An 18,434-nucleotide genomic window follows, 5' to 3' on the forward strand; every position below is an offset into this window, starting at 1 on the left:
CAATGTCGGGTCCACTCAACTGGGGGCTGCACGATGCGATCGATTGTTTTACTGGTTTCTGCGCTTGCGGCGGTTCATTCCCTGCCGGCAAAGGCAGCGGATTGGTACCTTGCCGAAACCGAGCATTTCAAGGTTTACGCCGAAGACACCAAGAGCGAGACCGAGGATTTTGCTCGCGATCTGGAACGGCTCGATGAAGTCCTGCGCATAATCAGCGGCGTCGGTCCGGACGATGGCAGCATGCCGGAATCATCGAAGGTCATCGTCTTCCGATTCGGCCAGACCAAGGACATGGCGTCTCTGGCCGGGGCGCCGAGAAGCGGCATCGGTGGCTTCTTCATCCCGCGCGCGTCGGGATCCTATGCCTTCGTGCCGCGTCGGAAAAACCTGACCTATTCGCGCAGCAACCAGGGCCGGATGCAAGGTCTCGATCTGGAACCCAAGGCCGTGCTGTTCCACGAATATGTGCACTATTTCATGTATCAGCACCGCAACGCGCCCTATCCGGCATGGTACCGGGAAGGCTTTGCCGAGATCTTCTCGACCCTGCGAAGCGAAGGCGATCGGTTCGTTATCGGCGATGCCCCGACATGGCGCAGCGTCGAAATCATGGCGGTCGACCTCGACATCGAAAAAATGATCGATCCGCCCGAGAAGGGCGACCGCTACACGGTAGCAAGGACCTACGGGCACGGCTGGCTGCTTGCCAGCCTGCTCAATTTCACTCCGGAACGGCGGCCTCAGATTACGGAATACGTAACCCTGCTCGCCGAGGGCAAGCCGCGGCTGGAAGCAGCCAAGGAGGCGTTCGGCGATCTCGACGAGCTTGAAAAAGAGATGGATCGCTACCGCCGCGGAGCGGCCAAGGTGCTCAAGGCGAATTATATCAGCAAGGAACCGCCGGCTGTCTCCATCCGCAAGCTGACCGAGGCCGAGGAGGCCCGCATCGACCTGATGATCCAATCGAAGGTCGGGGTCGATGAAAAGGCCGCTGCCAAACAGCTTCCGGAAGCACGCCAACTTCTCGCCAGCTATCCCGACAGCGTTCCGGTGCTGCTCGCCGCCGCCGAAGTCGAGTTCGACAACAAGAACTACACCGAGGCCGAAGCCCTGTTCGACAAGGTCTTGTCGATCGAGGCCGAAACAACCGAAGCCGTCATCGGTCGCGCGCAGACGGCGCTGATGCAGTCGCAAGACAATCCGGCGATGCTGATCGAGGCCCGGAACCGATTTATCACTGCCAATAACATGGAGAACGACCATCCGGTCCCGCTCTTCGGCTACTACCTGACTTACGCCCTATCGGATGAGGAAGCACCTGCCTCGGCCCAGGCGGCGCTGGAGAGCGCCTATCAATACGCTCCCTTCGATACTTCGATCCGCACGACCCTGGCCCACATGTTCCTCGTCGAGGGAAGGCCGGAGATTACCAAGTCCCTGCTCAACCCGCTGATCCAGACGGCCCACGGTACGAGAATGGCAAAATGCCTGAATTCGGAGCTCGAGAAATACGAGAGCGGCGACACGGCGCCGCTCCTCGAGCGGCTCAAGCCCGAGCATCCTGCCGCCGAGGATGACGATGAGGATGAAGCCGAGGAAGAAGACAACGAAGACGAGAGCGAGGATGCCGATCCTTGCGCAGGCCTCGACTGATCTGTTGACGGTGTCCGCAGCAAACGGCCAACCGCCCGGCGGGCGGTTGGCAGCGAGCACCGCACCAAACGATTACCTCTAGTCCAATCCGGCGTCGAACTGCGCTCGGGCAGTTTCGACCTTGGCGATATTGGCGATGGCCCAGTTCCCGAGCCGCGCCACCGGGTCGCACAGCGATACGCCGAGCGCCGTCAGCGCGTAATCGACGCGCGGCGGGACGCTGGGCGTAACCTTGCGGCTCACCAGACCGTCGCGTTCAAGGCCTCGCAGCGTCCGCGTCAGCATGCGCTGCGAGATGCCCGGGATGCCGCGCCGCAGCTCGTTGAAGCGCTGCGAACCGTCCGCCAGGCTCATCACCACCCGCACCGACCATTTGTCGCCGACGCGCGCGAGGATGTCGTTCACTGCGCTGCATTGCGGCGCATCGTGGACCGCAAGGGTTACACCGCTGTCCCTAGCGGACGTGGCGGTGCCTCCTTGCGCAGGGCGGGTCAGGGTTTCCATATAGCCTCCAGGTTATCGACAGTAACTATCGCAGCTATCATGGAGACCCTCAATGCAAATCCTTCGTATCGACAGCGCCACCACCGGCGAGCAGTCCGTCACCCGCCAGCTGACCGAAGAACTGACCCGCCATTTCCGGGAACAGCACCCCGATGCGAAAGTGATCGAGCGCGATCTTGTTGCCGACCCGCTGCCGCATATCGATCCGATCACCACCAAGGCGATCCGCACCGCGCCCGACACCCATGAGGATGCGGTCGCCGCCGCTTACCCTGCCCAGCGCGCGGTCCTCGACGAATTCCTCGCCTCAGATGTCGTCATCGTCGGCGCGCCGATGTACAATTTCTCGATCCCCAGCCAGCTCAAGGCCTGGCTCGACCGCCTCGGCGTGCCCGGCGTGACCTTCCGCTATTCCGAAGCCGGACCCGAAGGCCTCGCCGGCGGACGCAAGGTCGTGGTCGCCTCGGCGCGCGGCGGCGCCTATTCCAAGGAGGACATGGCCGAGAACCAGGAAAGCCTGCTCACCACCATGTTCGGTTTCATGGGAATTGACGATCTCCACTTCGTCCGCGTCGAGAAGACCGGCTTTGGCCCCGAGGCGATCGAAGAGGGCTTTGCAGCGGCGAAGGCCGAGATCGCCCAGCTCTAGGCAAGTAGCGCGCGGTCGGGCATTGGATTGGCAATGCCCGACCGCGCGAACCAACCCATCCTCGTCCCCATTCTCGGCGACCAGCTGACGCGCGATCTCGCGTCGCTGCGCGGGCGGGCCAAGGACGACACTGTCATCCTGATGATGGAGCTGTGGGACGAGGCGACCTATGTCCGCCACCACAAGCAGAAGATCGCGCTGATCTTTTCTGCCATGCGCCATTTCGCGGCCGAGCTCGCGGACGCGGGCTGGAACGTCGACTACATCCGGCTCACCGATCCCGACAATGCCGGCAGTTTCACCGGCGAAGTCGCGCGGGCGATCGAGCGCCACGATCCGCGCGCGGTGCATGTCACCCATTCGGGCGAATGGCGGGTCCAGCAGGCGATCGAGCAATGGCCCGAAAAATTCGCCTGCACTGTGGAAATCCTCGAGGACGACCGCTTCCTTTGCCCGCTGTCCGAGTTCCGCGCCTGGGCAAAGGATCGCGGCAGCCTGCGGATGGAGAATTTCTACCGCGACATGCGCCGCAAGACCGGGCTGCTGATGACCGAGGATGGCAAGCCGGTCGGCGGCGAATGGAATTACGACAAGCTCAACCGCGAAAGCCCCGACGAGGATATGGATCCTCCCCCGCGCCCGACTTTCGAACCCGATGCGATCACCAGCGAGGTCATCGCGCTGGTCGAGGAGCGGTTCGGCGGACATTTCGGCAATCTCGAGAATTTCGGCTGGCCGGTGACGCGCGAGGAGGCCGAGGAGGCGGCGGAGGCGTTCTTCAGCGAGCGGCTGGCGCGGTTCGGCCCCTATCAGGACGCGATGGTCCATGGGCAGGACGACCTCTACCACTCGATGCTCTCGACCAGCCTCAATCTCGGCCTGCTCGACCCGCTCGACCTGTGCCGCCGCGCCGAAGCGCTCTACGATGCGGGCGAAGCGCCGATCAATTCGGTCGAGGGTTTCATCCGCCAGATCATCGGCTGGCGCGAATATGTCCGCGGCTTCTACTGGCAATTCATGCCCGGGCTGGCCGAGGCCAATGCGCTCGAGGCGCAGCGCCCGCTGCCCGAATTCTACTGGACCGGCGAGACCGAGATGCGCTGCCTCGCCGACTGCATCCGCTCGACCCGCGACAACGCGCATGCGCATCACATCCAGCGGCTGATGGTGCTGGGCAATTTCGCGCTCATCGCCGGGATCGATCCGCAGGCGGTGCAGGACTGGTATCTGGCGGTCTATGCCGATGCCTACGAGTGGGTGGAATTGCCCAATGTGGCGGCGATGATCCTCTATGCCGATGGCGGGAAGCTGGCGAGCAAACCCTATGCGGCGAGCGGCAATTACATCAACACCATGTCCGACTATTGCCGCAAATGCCGCTACTCGCCCGCCAAGAAGACCGGCGAGGGCGCCTGTCCCTTCAACCCGCTCTACTGGCATTTCATGGATCGCCATCGCGACCGGCTGCAGAGCAACCACCGCGTCGGCCGGATTTATGCCAACTGGGACCGGATGGGCGAGGAACGGCAGGCTGAGTATCTGGACAGCGCGGAGGCATTTCTGGAAACGCTGGTCCCGGCGAAGGATGGCTGGGCGCGCGAGGCGTGAATGCGACCCGCTTCCGCCGGCGCGAATTAGGCGATAAGGGCCGGCGATGATCGAACTTTCCTGTCTGTGCGGACAGCTCCGCGTGGAGCTGTCCAAGCGCCCTGACTTTATCCACGAGTGCAACTGCACGCTGTGCCGCAAGACCGGTGCGCGCTGGGGCTATTTCCATCCTTCCGAAGCCAGCGTGACCGGCGCATCGAAAGGTTACAGCCGGACCGACAAACCCGATCCCGCCGCCGATATCCGGTTCTGCGAGAGCTGCGGCGCGACCACCCATTTCACCCTGACCGCCGCAGCCGCAGCGAAATTCGGCAACACCATGATGGGCGCGAACATGCTGCTGGCGGATGAAGCCGAGCTAGCGGGCGTGGAACTGCGCTACCCCGACGGTCAGGCCTGGTCGGGCGAAGGCGAGTTCACCTATCTGCGCGAAGCGCGCATTCTGGGGTGATGCGCTATTTTGGAGCATCGATCTCTTGCGTAGCGTAATCTTGCGGCAGCCTAACCGGGGCGTTCAGGCTGTAAAAGGTGCGATCGGCTATTCCGGCACGATGAAAAGAAAACTCATTCTCGGCGCAGTCCTCGCATTTGCCGGCTCGGCGGCGCTGGCGGCCAGCTCGGCGGCCGACTGGACCATCGGCCCGCACATCCGCGGCAAGAACTATTCGGTGGGGATGCCGCTGCAGCCCACCCCGACCCGCAGCGGCTGGACCATCGACTTTCCCTACCCCAACCGCTCCGCTGGTCATGTTCACTACGTCACCTACGACCCGGGCTCGCTGGCGGGAAAATCGCGGATCGTGGTGCGCTACCAAGTCGAGGCCGAGCGCGGCACGCGCTTCGTGCCGCAGGAGCATCCCGAACTGCCGGGCACCGTCTCGATGGTGATTCAGCAGCGCGGCGACAGCTGGAACGCGCGCGGACGGTTCGAGCATTATCGCTGGTACTCGCCGATCGCCCATGTCCAGCAGATCACGCCGGGCGAACACCAGATGACGCTGTCGCTTGACGATCCGGGCTGGATCTCGGTGCTGGGGCGCAGGGCCGACGCCAATCCTCGCGCGTTTCGCGACGCCCTCGCCAATTCGGCGCAGGTCGGTCTGGTGTTCGGCTCGAGCTCCGCACGCGGACACGGGGTCTATACCACCGCACCTGCCCGGTTCGAACTGCTGGATTTCCGAGTCGAGTGAACCGGCATTGCCGGCGCCTCGCCCTTCACGACCGGTTCAATGCGTCCTGTCGGGCGCCCCCGCCTTGGCGCGGCGGCGCGCGAGCAGGAACAGCAGCGTGGGCCAGACGATGGTGTTGAGGATGTCCGCCACCGAGCCCGCTAGCGTCGCGCCCCCGGCGGGCGAATAGTAGTCGATCACCTCGTTGCCGAAGGCGAAGACGTAGACCAGCGCGATCGGCACCCGCGAGCGCATGCGATGGCGCAGGAACAGCGCCGCCGCGAAGAAGATGATCAGCCCGGCGTGCAGATGGAGCAGGTCCTCGGTGGCGCCGAAGGCGGTTGCCAGCGCCTGCTTGGCGGCCGAGTAATGGGCGAGATATGGGGTGATCGAGATGTCCACCCGCTCCCGCTAACGGCACGCTATCCGCTTGTCACCAAAGACTTACGAGCCTTCGAAACCTCGAGATAGGGTCAATCGCACCCCCCTTCCCGCCGCAGCAATTCCTCCTTGATCGCGGTGCCATAGGCGTAGCCGCCCAGCCCGCCATCGGCGGCGATCACCCGGTGGCAGGGGATCAGCACCGCGATATTGTTAGCGCCATTGGCGCCGCCGACCGCGCGGCTGGCGCCCGGATTGCCCAGCGCGGCGGCGAGCTGGCCATAGCTGCGGGTCTCGCCGGAGGGGATCTCGCACAAAGCCTGCCAGACGCGTTGCTGGAAGGCGGTGCCCTTGACGTCGAGCGGGATGTCGGCGGCGCTGCTCCCCGGCTGCTCGACCGCCTGCGTCACCTGTTCGAACAGCGCGCGGAACGCCTCGCCGCCCTCGACCAGTTCGGCACCGGGGAAGCGGCGACGCAGATCCGCCTCGCCCTCGTTGAACGACAGGCAGCATACGCCAGTCTCGGTCGCGGCGACCAGCATCGGGCCCAGTGTCGTCTCGACCACGCCCCAGTGGATGGAGCGGCCCTTGCCTCCGCCCCGCCAGTCGCTCGGAGTCATACCCATTCGTCCCTCCATCGCGGCATAGAAGCGGCTCGGCGCCGCGAAGCCTGAATCGTAGATCGCATCGCTCACCCGCCCGGCCCCCGCCAGCATTGCCTTGGCCCGCTCCTCGCGCAGCGCGCGGGCATAGGCGGCAGGCGACAGCCCGATGGCGCGCTTGAACAACCGCTGGAAATGGGTCGGCGCATAGCCGGTCAGGCGCGCCAACTCGGCCAGCATGGCGCTTTCACCTGCCCGGATCGCATCGATCGCGGCGCGCACTGCGGCCTCTTCCTGGCTCTGGCAATCGGGCGCGCAGCGCTTGCAGGCGCGCAGCCCTGCCGCCTCGGCCTCGGCAGGCGTGGCGTAGAAGCGCACGTTGACCCGCTTGGGCGCTCGCGCCGGACAGGAGGGGCGGCAATAGATGCCGGTCGAATGCACTCCGGTGACGAAGGCGCCGTCGAAGCGCCGGTCCTTCGCCAGCGCGATCCGCCAGCGGTCCTCGTCGCTCAGCATCTTGTCGCTGAGTATCTCCGGGCTCGGGACATCGGTGAGCTGGGCTGCGGTCATGCCGTTTATCTTCCATGGCTTCGCTTTGGCTTGCAAGCGCAGCTAGACTAATTCGCCATGCCCGGCGTCCCGAAGCTTGCGGTCAATGTCGCGGGCGCGATAGAAGCGCCGCCGAATGGGACGCCTCCTTACTCTTTGTGCGCTGCTGCTCGGCCTGCTCGCCGTGCCCTCGCCTGCGCGCGCCGAGCCCGCCGATATCGATGCGGCGGCGCGCGGCGTGGTGCGCGTGGTGATCCTCGGCAGCGATGGCGAGCAGGTCTACCCGATCAGCCACGGCAGCGGCTTCGCGGTCAGCCCCACGCAGATCATAACCAACGCCCATGTCATCCGCGACGCCATGATCGACGAGAACCTGCGGATCGGCATTGTCCCCTCCGACGGGGCGGGCGCGGTCTATGGCAAGGCCGTCGCGGTCTCCTCGCGCAACGATCTCGCGCTGGTCGAACTCACCGGCGAGTTGCGGCTGCCGCCCCTGACACTGGCGGGCGGGCCACTGGCTGACAGCGGCGAAAGCTATGCGGTCGGCTATCCGATGAACGTCGACAAGGCGCAGGGGCTCGACATCGGCGACATCTTCCGCAGCCAGCCGCCGGTGAAAAGCCGCGGCTTTCTTGCCGGAACCCGACCCAGCCGCAGTTTCGATACAGTGCTCCACACTGCACCGATCGCGCGGGGCAATTCGGGCGGCCCGCTGCTCGACGGTTGCGGCCGGGTGCTGGGTGTGAACAGTTTCGGCGCCGATTCGGGCGGATCGGATGCGGAATTCTTCTTCGCCGTTTCGAACCGCGAATTGCGCGCCTTCCTGCGCGAGAACGGCGTGACCGCGCGCATCAACGATACCGAATGCCGCAGCCTCGACGATCTCGAGGCGGAAGAACGCGCGCGAATGGAGCGCGAACAGAGCGCCGCGCGCGCGGATCTCGAGAACCGCAGCGAGGAAGAGCGCACCCGCCGCGATCGCGCACGCTTCGAGGCCGAGATGCAGGTCCGCGACGAGCGCGACGACCGCATGCTCGCCAGCGTCTTGCTGCTGCTGCTCGGCGCGGGGCTGATCTGGTGGGCGTTCGAGAAGCGCGAACCGGTCGAGAGCGAATTCGGTACCGTGACCTGGCCGGTCCGCAACCGGATCGTGCTGGCGCTGGGGATCGGCGCGGTGCTGGTCGCGCTGATGCTGCATGTCAGCCGACCGGGGATCGACGAGATCGACCGCCGGGTTACGAGTGCGATGGGCGGCGAGGCCGATGAGACCGGCAACGGAGGCGAGCTCAGCGCACCCGGCTCGCGATCCGGCAAGGCCAGCTACGTCTGCACGCTCGATCCGCAGCGCAGCCGCGTCACCAGCGCGCAGGCGCAGGAGGTCAGTTTCGACTGGAGCGCCGAGGGTTGCGTCAACGACCGCACGCAATACGGTCTCTCTGCCGGGACCTGGTCGCGAGTGTTCGTGCCCAACGAGGAACAGGCGGTCGCGGTCAACAGCTTCGACCCGGCGCGCCGCATCTACCGCACCGAACGCTACCTGCTCTCGCGCGAGGCGATGAGCACGGCGCGCGCGGCTCGGGGCAAATATGCGGCGCCCGCCTGCGAGGCCGAGGATGCCGCGTCGTCGCTGGGGGACATGCAGACCGAGGTAGTCTCCAGCCTGCCCACCCAGCCCAACGAGCGGCTGGTCTATTCCTGCGAGGTCGCGGAGGGCGACTAGGCCGCCAGCGCCTCGCCGCTCAGCGTGATGCGGTGCATCTCGCGGGCATGGCCCTGATAATCGTTCATGGCGTAATGCCAGGTCGTCCGGTTGTCCCAGATCGCGACCGAGCCCGGTTCCCAGGCGATCCGGCATTGATGTGCCGGGTCCATCGCTGCGGCGAAGAGCCGGTCCAGCAGCGGCCGACTTTCGGCACGGCTCCGCCCGACGATGTTCACCGTGAAGGCGGGATTGACATAGAGCAGTCTGCGCCCCGTCACCGGGTGACGGATCACCACCGGATGCGTTGCGCCGGTGGTCATGCCCTGCCCGCGCAGATCGCCACCCATATCGGTCTGCGCATAGACGCCGTCGGAGGCGTAGATGTGATCGGCGGTGTGGAAGGCCTCGAGCCCCTCGATCTCGGTCTTCAGATCGTCGGGGAGCGAATCATAGGCCGCGCCCATGTGCGCATAGAGGGTGTCGCCGCCCGACGGGGGCAGCACGCGCGCCACCAGGACCGAGCCCATCGCAGGGATCTGGTCGTAGGAATGATCGGTGTGCCATCCCCCGCCGATATTGGTCTGCTGGTCCTCGCGCTTGCGCACGACTGCGATCTCGGGATGCTCGTCGGTAAGCGGGAAGTAGTTGTTGATGTCGATTCCGCCCCAACGCTGCGCGAAACCGATGTGCTCTTCCGGCGAGAGCACCTGCCCGCGCAGCAACGCGACGCCATGCGCATAGATCGCCTGGCGCACCGCTTCGAGAGTCGCGCCCGCGGCATCGGCCAGCTGGACGCCGGTTATTTCCACCCCGCATGACGGGGCGAGCGGTGTGATCTGCATTGGTTCTCTCCATGCGCTCGTTCCGGCGCGTTGGAAAACATCCTACATTTGCCTTTGCGTGAGTCCAGCGATTGGCGTGCAATTTGCTGCCAGGTCGAAGGGCACCCGGCTTGCGCTTCGCAATACCCGATGCTAGGCGCGCGACAGCTTTGCCGGGGTGGCATTCGTCCATCCGCGACGCCGGGCTGACAGCATCGTTTTTTTCCGACCTCGAGAGGACGACAACGCGTGGAGATTTCCGCCGGTATACAGGCAAGCCTGGCAGGGCGCTATGCGTCGGCCCTGTTCGACCTGGCGAGCGAGAACGGCACAGTGACCGCAGTCGAATCGGACCTCGACAAGCTCGAGGCCGCTTTGGCCGAATCAAGCGAACTGGCCCAGCTCACCACCAACCCCAAGGTTTCGCGCAAGGCTGCCGGTCAGGCGCTTTCGAGCGTGTCCGGCGTGCTGGGCCTCGCCGAACTGACCCAGAACTTCATCGGTGTGCTGGCGCACAACCGCCGGCTCGCGCAATTGCCCAAGGTGATCCGCGCCTTCCGCGCCATCGCCGCCGCCCAGCGCGGCGAGGTTACCGCGCAGGTCAGCAGCGCGCACGCGCTGAGCGATGCGCAGCTCGAGCAGATCCGCTCGCGGCTCACCGCGCGCGAGGGCCGCACCGTCAAGCTTTCCACGACCGTCGATCCAGAATTGCTCGGCGGTTTGGTCGTTACCATCGGATCGAAGCGCATCGACGGCTCGATCCGCACCCGCCTCAATTCCCTCGCCCAGGCGATGAAGGCCTGATCAAAGGACGTTACTCATGGATATCCGCGCCGCAGAAATTTCGAAGGTCATCAAGGACCAGATCGCCAATTTCGGCACCGAAGCAGAAGTAAGCGAAGTCGGCACCGTCTTGTCGGTGGGTGACGGCATCGCCCGCATCCACGGCCTCGACCAGGTCCAGGCCGGCGAGATGATCGAATTCGCCAATGGCGTTCAGGGCATGGCGCTCAACCTCGAGGCCGACAATGTCGGCGCCGTGATCTTCGGTTCCGATACCGAGATCAAGGAAGGCGACAGCGTCAAGCGCACCCAGACCATCGTCGACGTGCCGGTGGGCAAGGGCCTGCTCGGCCGCGTGGTCGATGCGCTGGGCAACCCGATCGACGGCAAGGGCCCGATCGTGGCGACCGAGCGTCGCCGCGTGGAAAAGAAGGCGCCGGGCATCATCCCGCGCGAATCGGTTTCCGAGCCGGTCCAGTCGGGCCTCAAGGCGATCGACGCTCTGGTTCCCGTCGGCCGCGGCCAGCGCGAACTGATCATCGGCGACCGTCAGACCGGCAAGTCCGCCGTCGCGATCGACACCTTCATCAACCAGAAGGAAAACAACGCGGGCGACGACGAGAACAAGAAGCTCTATTGCATCTATGTCGCGGTCGGCCAGAAGCGCTCGACCGTCGCGCAGATCGTCAAGAGCCTCGAGGAAAACGGCGCGATGGAATACACCATCGTGGTCGCCGCCACCGCATCGGAGCCCGCTCCGCTGCAGTATCTCGCACCCTACACCGGCTGCGCGATGGGCGAATTCTTCCGCGACAACGGCATGCATGCCGTGATCGTCTATGACGACCTTTCCAAGCAGGCCGTCGCCTATCGCCAGATGTCGCTGCTGCTGCGTCGCCCCCCGGGCCGCGAAGCCTATCCGGGCGACGTCTTCTATCTCCACAGCCGCCTGCTCGAGCGCGCGGCGAAGATGAGCAAGTCGGAAGGCGGCGGTTCGCTGACCGCGCTGCCGATCATCGAAACGCAGGCGGGCGACGTCTCGGCCTATATCCCGACCAATGTGATCTCGATCACCGATGGCCAGATCTTCCTCGAGACCGAACTGTTCTACCAGGGCATCCGTCCGGCGATCAACGTTGGCCTGTCGGTCAGCCGCGTCGGCGGTGCCGCCCAGACCAAGGCGATGAAGAAGGTCTCGGGCTCGATGAAGCTCGACCTCGCGCAATATCGCGAGATGGCCGCCTTCGCGCAGTTCGGCTCGGACCTCGATGCCTCGACCCAGAAGCTGCTTAATCGCGGTGCGCGGCTGACCGAGCTGCTCAAGCAGCCGCAATATTCGCCGATGCCGTTCGAGGAGCAGACCGTGTCGATCTTCGCCGGCACCAATGGCTTCCTCGACCCGATCCCGGTCGACCGGGTGAACGAATACGAAGCCGCGATGCTCAGCCACATGCGCAGCGAACACGGCGAAGTGCTGGAGACCATCCGCACCACCGGCAAGTTCGAGGACGATACGCGCGACAAGGTCGTCGCTGCGCTCAAAGCCTTCGCCAAGCAGTTCGCCTGAACCCGAGAGCACACGAAATAGGGAGCCGAAATGGCTAGCCTGAAAGAACTCAAGGGCCGTATCAACTCGGTCAAGTCGACCCAGAAGATCACCAAGGCCAAGCAGATGGTCGCGGCGGCCAAGCTGCGCCGTGCGCAGGCGGCTGCCGAACAGGCACGCCCCTATGCCGAGCGTCTGTCCGGCGTCATGGCCTCGCTCGCGGGCAAGGTCAGCGGCGACAGCGCACCCCGGCTGCTGGCCGGTACCGGCGAGAGCCAGCGCTATCTGCTGGTGGTGGTCAACACCGACAAGGGCCTGTGCGGCGGTCTCAACGCCAATATCGTCAAGGCCGCCAAGGCGCGGGCTCGCGAGCTGATCAAGGCGGACAAGGATGTCCATTTCTATCTCGTCGGCAAGAAGGGTCGCGCGCCCATCAAGCGCGATTTCGCCGACCGGATCGAAAAGCATTTCGACACCAGCGAAGTGCGCACGCCGGGTTTCGAGGAAGCCGAAGCGATCGCCGACGATCTGATCGAACGCTTCGAGAAGGGCGAATACGACATCGCCGAGCTGATCTACCCGATCTTCCGCAGCGCATTGTCGCAAGACCCGACCGTGGATCAGCTGATCCCTGTGCCCGCGCCCGAAATCTCTGGCGACAGCAAGGATGCCGGGGCGGTAGTCGAATACGAACCGGGCGAAGAGGAAATCCTCGAGGAGCTGCTGCCGCGTTACGTAAAGACGCAGCTGTTCGGTGCGCTGCTCGAGCGCGAGGCCTCGGAACAGGGCGCCTCGATGACCGCCATGGACAATGCCACGCGCAATGCCGGCGATCTCATCAAGGACCTGACCATCAAGTACAACCGCAGCCGCCAGGCTGCGATCACCACCGAACTGATCGAAATCATCGCCGGGGCCGAAGCGCTCTGACCTTTATGAAAGCCAATCACTTGAACAAGCTCGCCTTCCTTTTCGTCCCCCTGTTCGCTCTGGCTGCTTGCGGCGAGGAACCCGCCGCCGAAGTCGCCCAGACCCAGGTCGCGACGCCCGAGCCGGCCGTGACGCTGCCCGCCCCCAACCAGGAGCTGTTCACCCAGCTCTACGCCGACGCCTGCCCCGAAGCAGAGCCGGTCAACACCGCGGTCTGCCGCCGTGCCGGTCTCGGTTCGGACGAGGTGCTGTGCGAATTCGGCCTCGGCGAGGACGAATATCTGCGCAACGACGCCACCCTTACTCCCGGCGACGAGCAATGGACGCTCGCCGATCCCGAAAACGTGTGCGCTTCCTAAAGCGCCCAACCCCCAAGGCAGGATCCAGATCATGGCTACCGCTCCCGTACTCAACAAGACCACGACCGGCGTAATCAGCCAGGTCATCGGCGCCGTCGTCGACGTGCAGTTCGAAGGCGAACTGCCCGCGATCCTGACCGCGCTCGAAACCCGCAATGGCGAGAACACGCTCGTTCTCGAGGTTGCCCAGCACCTTGGCGAAAACACCGTCCGCACGATCGCGATGGACGGCACCGACGGGCTCACCCGCGGGCAGGACGTCGTCAACACCGGCAGCCAGATCACCGTCCCCGTCGGCCCGAAGACGCTGGGCCGGATCATGAACGTCATCGGCGAGCCGATCGACGAGCGCGGCCCGATCGGCGCCGACATGTCCATGCCGATCCACGCCGAGGCTCCGCTGTTCGTCGACCAGTCGACCGAAGCGGCCATCCTCGTCACCGGGATCAAGGTCATCGACCTGCTCGCGCCCTATGCGCGCGGCGGCAAGATCGGCCTGTTCGGCGGCGCCGGCGTCGGCAAGACCGTGCTGATCCAGGAATTGATCAACAACATCGCCAAGGGCCATGGCGGCGTCTCCGTCTTCGCCGGCGTGGGCGAGCGGACCCGCGAGGGCAACGATCTCTACCACGAATTCCTCGACGCGGGCGTCATCGCCAAGAACGAGGCCGGCGAGGCGATCTCCGAAGGCTCCAAGGTGGCGCTGGTGTTCGGCCAGATGAACGAGCCTCCGGGCGCGCGTGCCCGCGTGGCGCTGTCGGGCCTGACCATGGCGGAATATTTCCGCGACGTCGAAGGCCAGGACGTATTGTTCTTCGTCGACAACATCTTCCGCTTTACCCAGGCCGGTTCGGAAGTGTCGGCGCTGCTCGGCCGTATCCCTTCGGCGGTGGGCTATCAGCCGACGCTCGCGACCGACATGGGCAATCTGCAGGAACGCATCACCTCGACCAACAAGGGGTCGATCACCTCGGTCCAGGCGATCTACGTTCCCGCGGACGATCTCACCGACCCGGCGCCTGCCGCCTCGTTTGCTCACCTTGACGCGACCACCACGCTGAACCGCGCGATTTCGGAGCTGGGCATCTACCCCGCTGTCGATCCGCTCGACTCAACCAGCCGCGTGCTCGAACCGCGCGTCGTCGGCGAGGAGCATTACCGGACCGCGCGGCGCGTCCAGGAAACGCTGCAGAAGTACAAGAGCCTGCAGGACATCATCGCCATTCTCGGCATGGATGAACTGTCCGAAGAGGATAAGCTCACCGTCAGCCGCGCGCGCAAGATCCAGAAGTTCCTCAGCCAGCCGTTCCACGTGGCCGAGGTGTTCACCAGCATCCCAGGCGTGTTCGTCCAGCTCGAAGACACTGTGAAGAGCTTCAAGGCAGTGGTCGATGGCGAATACGACTATCTGCCCGAAAGCGCCTTCTACATGGTCGGCGGGATCGATCAGGCGGTCGAGAAGGCCAAGAAGATGGCCGACGAATCCTGACGGCAGGCACCGAACCGGAGACGCGGGACATGGCACACGAGGGCAACCATCGTTCCATCCACCCGCTCTCCGGCCGTGCCGACAAGCTTCTCCATCGGTTGGCGCAGGCCGGAATCGCTACTTTCCTGCTGATCTCCGCTTTCGACATCCATCGCTGGCGGGTCGACGACTGGCAGGCTTTCGACAACGCCTTCGAATGGCTGGCAATGCAAATTTTCGGCCAGCCGGTGCAGCCCGTCTGGCTCTATGCGCTGGCCCTTCCGGTCGTGGCGGTGAATTTCGGCTGCATGGTGCAATTGGTGCGCGGGCGGCGTGAAGGCTTGCTGCTGCCCTTCGCCATCACCGCCATCGTTATCGCGGTGGTGCCGCTGTTTGCGGGGCAGACGCTCGTCTACCGGATGATCTGGGAGCAGATGCTCACCATGCTCGGCTATGCGATCGGCGGCGCAATCACGGTAATCCTCGCGCTCCGTCTGGACCGGCGGGGGCTGGACTCGAAGCCCGCCGCCGCTAAGGACGCGGGCAACAACAGAGAAGATTGATCATGGCTTTGCATTTCGAACTCGTCACCCCGGTCAAGCAGGTCCGCAGCGAGGACGTCCACATGGTGGTCGTCCCCGGCACGGAGGGCGAATTCGGCGTGCTCGAGGGCCATGCGCCCTTCATGTCGACCATCCGCGACGGCGCGGTGCAGGTCTACCGCACCGAGGGCGCGGCGCCCGAACTGATCGAAGTGCGCGGCGGCTTCGCCGAAGTGGGCGAAAACGGCCTCACCGTGCTGGCGGAGCACGTCGAGGGCTGAGCGTCCTCGTTGCAATATGAATCGAGGAAGGGCGGCCGGTTGGTCGCCCTTTTTCGTTGGAGGAGTTATTCGACTCCTGTCGGATCGGCGCGTCCAGTTTCATATGTGAACAGTTCATCCTGCTGTTCCATATTTTTCTCGGCAGCATCGTACTGAACCGGCATCGCATCGGCATCGTCGCACGTCGACATAGCCAGCATCTCGTCATCGCGCAGGACAATCACGCCATCGCTGATTGCGGGATAATTGGGTTCGCCTGCTTCGAAATTCGTGCGGATCGTCCGGCTGAAGACGACGTAGCGCACCGGGCCATTGTCGAAGGCAATCTGCGCCTCGCCGCCGCCGGAATAGGGCACGGAAGCAAGCCGCCCCCCCTCCAAGACCAGCTCCGGCGTTCCAGCACCGTAGCGATACTCGACCTTGCCGGCACCGGTGGCGCAGACGGCGATCCTCTTCCCGCCGGTGGTCCTGCACGAGAAGATCGGTTCCTCGCCGCTTCGGCAATCGACACCGCCGGTGCTGCCCGGTGCCGCGGACGAAATCACCGCAACCGGCGACCTATCGGACGCAGCAACCGCCGCGTCCGTCTCGCCGGTATCGCCGTTGTCCGGCTGCCCGCTGCATGCGGACAATGTCCACAGCGCGAGCAGGCTCGGCAACCGCATCAGGTCTTCCTCGACCCGCCCTTTGCAGCAGCTTTCTTCTTTTTCATCGCGTCGTGGAAGCGGTCCGCCCAGCCGGGCTTCACGATCTGCTCGCCGCGAACCATCCGCAGATCGCCATCGGCGACATCGCCGCTAACCGCGCTGCCCGCCGCCACGATCGCGTCGCGCCCGATGGTGACCGGAGCGATCAGCGCGCTGTTGGAGCCGATGAAGGCGTTTTCCCCGATCACGGTCTTCGATTTGAAATAGCCGTCGTAATTGCAGGTGATCGTGCCCGCGCCGATATTGGCGCCCGCGCCCACTTCGGCATCGCCCAGATAGGTCAGATGGCTGGCCTTGGCGCCCTCGCCCAGCACCGCCGCCTTCATCTCGACGAAATTGCCGACGAAGCTGTTCTTTTCCATAACCGTTCCGGGGCGCAACCGGGCGAAGGGTCCGGCCTGCGCGCCCTCGCCGATGCTTGCCCCCTCGATATGGCTGAAGGCCTTGATATGCGCGCCTTGGGCCACGGTGACGCCGGGTCCGAACACCACATTGGGTTCGACCACCACATCGCGGCCAAGCTGCGTGTCGAAGCTGAAGAACACCGTCTCGGGAGCCTTGAGCGTTACGCCATCGGCCATCGCTTCCTCGCGGCGGAAGGCCTGCCACTGCGCTTCGGCGGCGGCGAGTTCGGAGCGGCTGTTGATCCCGGCGACCTCGCCCGGCGCGTCGGTGACCACCACGGCGCACACGCTACCGTCGGCGATCGCGATATTGACCACGTCGGGGAGATAATACTCCCCTTGAGAATTCTCGTTGCCGACCCGGCGCAGCAGCGCGAAGAGGTCCGAGGCGCGCGCCGCCATAAGCCCGGAATTGCACAACCGGCAGGCGCGTTCATCCTCGCTGGCATCCTTGAACTCGACCATCTTGCCGATCCGGCCGTCGGCATCGGCGATAACCCTTCCGTAGGCCAGCGGATCCTCGGGCTCGAAGCCCAGCACCACGGCCTTGGGCATATCCTCGGCGTGGAGGCGGTCGAGCATGGCGCGCATGGTTTCCGCGCGTACGAAGGGCACATCGCCATAGAGCACCAGCACATCGCCGTGGAAGCCTTCGAGTTCTTTCTCGGCCTGCTGGACCGCATGGGCGGTGCCCAGTTGCGGCTCCTGCAAACAGGTGCGCGCGGTGTCGCCCAGCGCCGCCTCGAGCTGTTCGCGCCCGGCACCGACCACCACCACCTTCTTGGCAGGCTCGAGATAATCGACACCGGCCATCAGGTGATTGAGCATCGGCCGACCGGCGATCGGATGGAGCACCTTGTGCAGGTCGCTCTTCATGCGGGTGCCCTTGCCCGCGGCGAGAATGACGGCGGCGAATTCGCGTTTCTGGATCATGGTCTGCGCCTTGCCACCATTCGCTTGCGGTTTGAAGTCGCATCCGCCACCGCCGCGCGCATGGTGAAATTCCCATTCGACACTGTCGCATTCGACCTCGACGGAACGCTGCTCGACAGTTTCCGCGATCTGGGCGCCGCAGTAAACCACGCGCTCGAACTGGGCGGCTTCGAAGCGGTCCCGGTGGAGAGCAGCAAGGATTTGATCGGTGGCGGCGCCAAGGTGATGCTGGCGCGCGCGGTCGAGCGCCAGGGCGGGCTGCCCGAGAACGAATTCCGGCCACTCTACAAGCAAATGCTGGCCTATTACGCCGCCAACAATGCGGTACACTCGCGTGCCTATCCGGGGGCGGAGGAATGCCTCGACGCGCTCGCGGTACGCGGGGTCAAGCTGGCGGTCGTGACCAACAAGTTCGAGGATTTCGCCCGCCAGATCCTCACCAAGCTCAAGCTCGTCGATCGTTTCGAGACGATCATCGGCGGCGACACCATGGGCAAAGGCCGCGCCAAGCCAGAGCCGGATTCGCTTGTCGAGGCGCGGCTTCGCTGCGGCGGAGGCAGCTTTGCCTTCGTGGGCGACAGCACCTATGACGTCATGGCAGCGCGCGCTGCAAAGGTGCCGGTGATCGGCGCACGCTACGGCTATTGCGACAAGCCGCCGGGCCAGCTCGGCGCCGATGTCGAGATCGATTCGCTCAGCGCGTTGATCCCCGCGCTCGAGGGACTGGCGAGCGGCTGAGCCTCGCCTCGACCCTACGGCACGGCGGGGCGTCGAACTGGCGGTTGCAAGCGCGCGGCGAACATGTCAGTCCGCCGCTCAGATTGACGTTCACGTAAACCATAT

20 protein-coding genes are annotated in these 18,434 nt (G+C 64.8%); 14 read left to right on the forward strand and 6 right to left on the reverse strand.

The features are described from left to right. Positions 1–33 precede the first annotated feature (33 nt). Positions 34–1,653 (forward strand): tetratricopeptide repeat protein, encoded by a 1,620-nt coding sequence (locus ACWIKC_RS09345; protein WP_454597233.1) that lies wholly within the window; start codon positions 34–36, stop codon positions 1,651–1,653. Positions 1,654–1,731: 78 nt separating this feature from the next. Here ACWIKC_RS09345 and ACWIKC_RS09350 read toward each other — a convergent pair whose 3' ends face one another. Then, positions 1,732–2,157 (reverse strand): winged helix-turn-helix transcriptional regulator, encoded by a 426-nt coding sequence (locus tag ACWIKC_RS09350; RefSeq protein ID WP_454597234.1) that lies wholly within the window; start codon positions 2,155–2,157, stop codon positions 1,732–1,734. A 52-nt stretch (positions 2,158–2,209) separates the two neighbouring features. Between ACWIKC_RS09350 and ACWIKC_RS09355 the strand changes: the two genes are divergently transcribed. The 4 genes from ACWIKC_RS09355 to ACWIKC_RS09370 all read left to right on the forward strand — a co-directional run bounded on the left by ACWIKC_RS09355 (position 2,210) and on the right by ACWIKC_RS09370 (position 5,604). Further along, entirely contained in the window at positions 2,210–2,806 is a 597-nt protein-coding gene (locus ACWIKC_RS09355) for an FMN-dependent NADH-azoreductase (protein ID WP_454597235.1), read from the forward strand. Positions 2,807–2,839: 33 nt separating this feature from the next. After that, a complete protein-coding gene (locus ACWIKC_RS09360) occupies positions 2,840–4,414 on the forward strand; it encodes a cryptochrome/photolyase family protein (protein WP_454597236.1) in 1,575 nt (524 codons plus the stop codon). Positions 4,415–4,460: 46 nt separating this feature from the next. Continuing rightward, positions 4,461–4,865 (forward strand): GFA family protein, encoded by a 405-nt coding sequence (locus ACWIKC_RS09365; RefSeq protein ID WP_454597237.1) that lies wholly within the window; start codon positions 4,461–4,463, stop codon positions 4,863–4,865. A 100-nt stretch (positions 4,866–4,965) separates the two neighbouring features. After that, the gene (locus ACWIKC_RS09370) at positions 4,966–5,604 is read left to right on the forward strand and encodes a hypothetical protein (RefSeq protein WP_454597238.1); all 639 of its coding nucleotides are present in this window, start codon (positions 4,966–4,968) and stop codon (positions 5,602–5,604) included. Between the two features lie 36 nt (positions 5,605–5,640). Here the strand turns inward: ACWIKC_RS09370 and ACWIKC_RS09375 are convergent, their stop codons facing one another. After that, a complete protein-coding gene (locus ACWIKC_RS09375; RefSeq protein WP_454597239.1) occupies positions 5,641–5,985 on the reverse strand; it encodes a hypothetical protein in 345 nt (114 codons plus the stop codon). Positions 5,986–6,056: 71 nt separating this feature from the next. After that, positions 6,057–7,136: a bifunctional transcriptional activator/DNA repair enzyme AdaA gene (locus tag ACWIKC_RS09380; RefSeq protein ID WP_454597240.1), complete on the reverse strand. Its 1,080-nt coding sequence runs from the start codon at positions 7,134–7,136 to the stop codon at positions 6,057–6,059. Between the two features lie 115 nt (positions 7,137–7,251). Here ACWIKC_RS09380 and ACWIKC_RS09385 point away from each other — a divergent pair, with 115 nt between their 5' ends. Beyond that, a complete protein-coding gene (locus tag ACWIKC_RS09385) occupies positions 7,252–8,835 on the forward strand; it encodes a S1 family peptidase (RefSeq protein WP_454597241.1) in 1,584 nt (527 codons plus the stop codon). Here the strand turns inward: ACWIKC_RS09385 and ACWIKC_RS09390 are convergent. Then, positions 8,832–9,659: a TauD/TfdA dioxygenase family protein gene (locus ACWIKC_RS09390; protein WP_454597242.1), complete on the reverse strand. Its 828-nt coding sequence runs from the start codon at positions 9,657–9,659 to the stop codon at positions 8,832–8,834. The genes ACWIKC_RS09385 and ACWIKC_RS09390 overlap by 4 nt on opposite strands. 228 nt (positions 9,660–9,887) lie before the next feature. On the opposite strand from ACWIKC_RS09390, the gene ACWIKC_RS09395 reads away from it, so the two are divergent. Genes ACWIKC_RS09395 through ACWIKC_RS09425 form a run of 7 tightly spaced genes read left to right on the forward strand, consistent with a single transcriptional unit; the run spans position 9,888 to position 15,547 of the window. Next, positions 9,888–10,442, forward strand: coding sequence for a F0F1 ATP synthase subunit delta (locus tag ACWIKC_RS09395; RefSeq protein ID WP_454597243.1), 555 nt, complete (start codon positions 9,888–9,890; stop codon positions 10,440–10,442). 16 nt (positions 10,443–10,458) lie between these two features. Further along, positions 10,459–11,988 (forward strand): F0F1 ATP synthase subunit alpha, encoded by a 1,530-nt coding sequence (gene atpA, locus ACWIKC_RS09400; RefSeq protein WP_454597244.1) that lies wholly within the window; start codon positions 10,459–10,461, stop codon positions 11,986–11,988. 30 nt (positions 11,989–12,018) lie between these two features. Continuing rightward, a complete protein-coding gene (locus tag ACWIKC_RS09405) occupies positions 12,019–12,897 on the forward strand; it encodes a F0F1 ATP synthase subunit gamma (protein WP_454597245.1) in 879 nt (292 codons plus the stop codon). 5 nt (positions 12,898–12,902) lie between these two features. Further along, a complete protein-coding gene (locus ACWIKC_RS09410; RefSeq protein WP_454597246.1) occupies positions 12,903–13,256 on the forward strand; it encodes a hypothetical protein in 354 nt (117 codons plus the stop codon). Positions 13,257–13,287: 31 nt separating this feature from the next. Beyond that, a complete protein-coding gene (atpD, locus tag ACWIKC_RS09415; RefSeq protein WP_454597247.1) occupies positions 13,288–14,745 on the forward strand; it encodes a F0F1 ATP synthase subunit beta in 1,458 nt (485 codons plus the stop codon). A 29-nt stretch (positions 14,746–14,774) separates the two neighbouring features. After that, positions 14,775–15,287: a hypothetical protein gene (locus ACWIKC_RS09420; protein WP_454597248.1), complete on the forward strand. Its 513-nt coding sequence runs from the start codon at positions 14,775–14,777 to the stop codon at positions 15,285–15,287. Between the two features lie 2 nt (positions 15,288–15,289). Next, positions 15,290–15,547 (forward strand): ATP synthase F1 subunit epsilon, encoded by a 258-nt coding sequence (locus ACWIKC_RS09425; RefSeq protein ID WP_454597249.1) that lies wholly within the window; start codon positions 15,290–15,292, stop codon positions 15,545–15,547. A 65-nt stretch (positions 15,548–15,612) separates the two neighbouring features. Here ACWIKC_RS09425 and ACWIKC_RS09430 read toward each other — a convergent pair whose 3' ends face one another. Then, entirely contained in the window at positions 15,613–16,212 is a 600-nt protein-coding gene (locus ACWIKC_RS09430; protein ID WP_454597250.1) for a hypothetical protein, read from the reverse strand. Then, positions 16,212–17,591: a bifunctional UDP-N-acetylglucosamine diphosphorylase/glucosamine-1-phosphate N-acetyltransferase GlmU gene (gene glmU, locus ACWIKC_RS09435; protein WP_454597251.1), complete on the reverse strand. Its 1,380-nt coding sequence runs from the start codon at positions 17,589–17,591 to the stop codon at positions 16,212–16,214. The genes ACWIKC_RS09430 and glmU overlap by 1 nt, the downstream gene beginning before the upstream one ends. Positions 17,592–17,651: 60 nt before the next feature. Here glmU and ACWIKC_RS09440 point away from each other — a divergent pair, with 60 nt between their 5' ends. After that, on the forward strand, positions 17,652–18,329 hold the full coding sequence (locus ACWIKC_RS09440) for an HAD-IA family hydrolase (RefSeq protein WP_454597252.1): 678 nt from the start codon (positions 17,652–17,654) through the stop codon (positions 18,327–18,329). The last annotated feature ends 105 nt before the right edge of the window (positions 18,330–18,434 follow it).

Source organism: Qipengyuania sp. SM2507 (genome assembly GCF_053714505.1).